A 3,119-nucleotide genomic window follows, 5' to 3' on the forward strand; every position below is an offset into this window, starting at 1 on the left:
CCGAAACGCTCACTTGGCGGCTCCCGCCGTCTTCCTGGCCGCGGGCTTCCTGGCCTGGGCAGGTTTCGGTTCGGATGAAACCACTGGCACGGCCGCGACCGTCTTGGTTGCCGCGGGCCTGGCGGCCCCGGGCGTTTCCGCGTTCGCCGCCGTCACGTTCTTCGCGGCCGCCTTGGCGGCAGGCTTCGGCTTCGCGGCCGGCAAGGGGGCATTCGCGACGGCTGTTGATGCCGTAGCCGGCGCCGCCGGCGCTGATTTTGCCGGTATGGCCCTGCTGCTTCTTTTCGCCACCGACGGCTTTGGTGCCGGGACTGCTTCCGCGGGCGGCGACGACGTCACCACCGATTCATCGGTCATTGCCGGAAACACCGGTACCGCTGCCGCCACGGTTTCCGGACCGCTGACACCAGGCATTTCCGTCGCGCCATTCTTCAACGGCTCCGCCGCCAGCGGCGTGGAAGCAGCTGATGTCGCCGGATCAGCGGCGGGCTTCGGCTTCATCACCGCGTCGACGCCCGATCGTACGTCGGCGGCCGCCTTTTCGAACGGATTGAGCTGCTTGCGAATTTCGGCTGTTGGATTGAGACCTCTGAGCTCGTCGACGGATTTCTTGACGTCGTCGAGCTCGGCTTCCTTGAGCGCCTCGTTGAACTGTTTCTGGAAATCGGCCGCCATGGCACGCAGCTTGGCCGTCGTGCGGCCGAACGTGCGTAGCATATTGGGCAAATCCTTGGGCCCGACGACCACGATCATGACGATCGCGATGACCAGCATTTCGGTCCAGCCGACTTCAAACATGGCACTGTGTTCCGACTAGAACCTTGGGCTCAGCTCTTGCTGGCCTTTTCCTTCACGCCCGAAACAGTCTCGTCGGCGCGATGCTCGACGGTGCGCTTGTCCTCGGCGACATCATCGTCGGCCATGCCCTTCTTGAAGCTCTTGATGCCCTTGGCCATGTCGCCCATCAGCTCGGGAATCTTGCCGCGGCCGAACACCAGCAGCACGATCACCAGCACGATCATCCAGTGCCAAATCGAAAATGAACCCATAGCAAATCTCTCTCGAATGTTTTCCCTGGCGATGATCTATGCGTTTTCGCGTTGGGATTCAAACACAACTGCGACAGAGTTTATGAAAGGGTGCCGGATGTCACGCGTTTTTAGCGCGATGGTCCGCTACGAATCCGCGCATCCTCGCCAAGTTGGCCGTTATTGCCAGTCAATCTTCCGTGACGCGCGGCGTCAGCAGGCCGAGTTCCTCGAGGTCGATGTCCGTCAGGGCATCCTCGTCGTCGGTCAGCGCGTCGGGGTCCGCCGGCGGCAGCGGAATGGAAAAATTCGACGGCATGCGGCCCGACAGCAGCCCCGCACCCTTCAGCTCTTCCATTCCGGGAAGATCGCGAATTTCCTCCAGCGCGAAATGGTCGAGGAAAGTGTCGGTCGTGCCATAGGTAACGGGCCGGCCGGGGGTGCGGCGGCGGCCGCGCATGCGCACCCACTCGGTTTCCAGCAGCGTGTCGAGCGTGCCCTTCGAGGTCTCGACGCCCCTGATGTCCTCGATCTCGGCCCGCGTGACGGGTTGATGATAGGCAATGATCGCCAGCACTTCGAGCGCCGCGCGCGACAGCTTGCGCTGCTGCACGCTATCGCGGCTCATCAGGAAAGCCAGGTCGCCCGCCGTGCGGAATGCCCAGGCGTCACCGACACGCACCAGGTTGACGCCGCGCCGCGCATAGATCTTCTGCAGTTCAAGCATGGCGGTCGCGATGTTGATGCCATCGGGCAGCCGCGCCGCCAGCTGCTTTTCGCTGACGGGTTCGGCACTGGCGAACACGATCGCTTCGGCCATGCGCACGGCCTCGGCCATGTGCAGCCGTTCGGCCGGGTTCTGGGCCTGCTCGACCGCGTCGTCGGGAAACAGCTCCTGCTCCGGCCCGTCATCGGCCTTGAACGGGATCACGGAAGCGTTGGCGCGTTCTCTCATGATGCCACCTCGACTGCCTTGGTTGCCTGCGTGCGGCCGCGCAGATAGATCGGCGCGAAGGTCTGCTCCTGCCGCACGTCCATCGTCCCGTCGCGCACCAGTTCCAATGTGGCCGCAAACGAACTGGCGATTGCGGTGCGCCGTTCTTCCGGACTGGTCATGTACACGATCAGGAAACTTTCCAAAGTCGTCCAGTCGCTGACAGCACCGACCAGCCGGGTCAGGATGTCCCGCGCGTCCTTGAGCGACCAGACACCACGCCTGGCGATCGTTACATTGTTTACGGCCTGCTTCTGACGCTGCTGGGCATAGGCCGTGAGCAGATCATACAGGGACGCCGAATAGGCGTTGCGCCGGTCGACGATGACCATTTCCGGCATGCCGCGCGCGAACACGTCGCGGCCGAGTCGATTGCGATTGACCAGACGCGCCGATGCATCGCGCATGGCTTCCAGCCGCTTCAGCCGGAATTGCAGCACCGCTGCCAGTTCCTCGCCGCTTTCGCCCTCGTCACCGGGCTGCTTGGGGATCAACAGCTTCGACTTCAGGAAGGCAAGCCATGCCGCCATCACCAGGTAATCGGCGGCGAGTTCCAGCCGCAGCGTCCTCGCCGTATCGACAAACCTCAGATATTGCTCGACCAGCGCCAGGATCGAGATCCGCGCCAAGTCGACCTTCTGCGTGCGGGCAAGATGCAAAAGAAGGTCAAGCGGACCCTCGAAGCCGGCCACGTCGACGACCAGGGATGGGTCCCCGGTTACGCGTGAATCGTCGTTCTCGGCCCAGAGACGGTCCATCGGTGCCGCCTTTGCGGCCTTGCTGTCCAATGTCTCGGCCACGTCCCGTTCTTTCCTGATGTCAGGCCACCGCGTCGAAATAGGTGGCGAATTCGGCGCGTATCTCGGTTTCGTCCACCGTGTCACGGTTCTTGATATAGGTCAGCGCCCGTTTGGCGCGCTCCAGCGATGTGCCTTCGAGGCCGGTGGTGCGCGACGCGATGCCCGCCATTTCCTCGAAAACACCGTTGCAGTGAAGGACCAGATCACAGCCCGCCGCAAGGATCGAGGCCGCCTTTGTCGGGAAATCCCCAGAAAGCGCCTTCATCGAGGTGTCGTCGCTCATCAGCAGCCCGTCGA

4 protein-coding genes and 1 pseudogene are annotated in these 3,119 nt (G+C 63.1%); all 5 read right to left on the reverse strand.

Annotation, left to right across the window (positions count from 1 at the left end):
• Positions 1-9: 9 nt before the first annotated feature.
• On the reverse strand, positions 10-798 hold the full coding sequence (tatB, locus tag WC739_RS25140) for a Sec-independent protein translocase protein TatB (RefSeq protein WP_372955692.1): 789 nt from the start codon (positions 796-798) through the stop codon (positions 10-12).
• 29 nt (positions 799-827) lie between these two features.
• A complete protein-coding gene (locus tag WC739_RS25145) occupies positions 828-1,049 on the reverse strand; it encodes a twin-arginine translocase TatA/TatE family subunit (protein ID WP_372955693.1) in 222 nt (73 codons plus the stop codon).
• Between the two features lie 169 nt (positions 1,050-1,218).
• Entirely contained in the window at positions 1,219-1,983 is a 765-nt protein-coding gene (gene scpB / locus WC739_RS25150; RefSeq protein WP_372955694.1) for an SMC-Scp complex subunit ScpB, read from the reverse strand.
• Positions 1,980-2,780: a ScpA family protein gene (locus tag WC739_RS25155; RefSeq protein ID WP_372955695.1), complete on the reverse strand. Its 801-nt coding sequence runs from the start codon at positions 2,778-2,780 to the stop codon at positions 1,980-1,982. Before WC739_RS25155 ends, scpB begins: the two co-directional genes overlap by 4 nt.
• 61 nt (positions 2,781-2,841) lie before the next feature.
• Positions 2,842-3,119, reverse strand: a pseudogene (locus tag WC739_RS25160) (beta-hexosaminidase); the annotation flags it as partial.

Origin of the sequence: Mesorhizobium sp., assembly GCF_041661565.1 — a bacterium.
GTDB lineage: Bacteria > Pseudomonadota > Alphaproteobacteria > Rhizobiales > Rhizobiaceae > Mesorhizobium.

Coding starts and splice junctions, on each gene's coding strand:
- WC739_RS25145 (WP_372955693.1), bottom strand. CDS start 1,049: ATGGGTTCATTTTCGATTTGGCACTGGATGATCGTGCTGGTGATCGTG.
- scpB (WP_372955694.1), bottom strand. CDS start 1,983: ATGAGAGAACGCGCCAACGCTTCCGTGATCCCGTTCAAGGCCGATGAC.
- tatB (WP_372955692.1), bottom strand. CDS start 798: ATGTTTGAAGTCGGCTGGACCGAAATGCTGGTCATCGCGATCGTCATG.
- WC739_RS25155 (WP_372955695.1), bottom strand. CDS start 2,780: ATGGACCGTCTCTGGGCCGAGAACGACGATTCACGCGTAACCGGGGAC.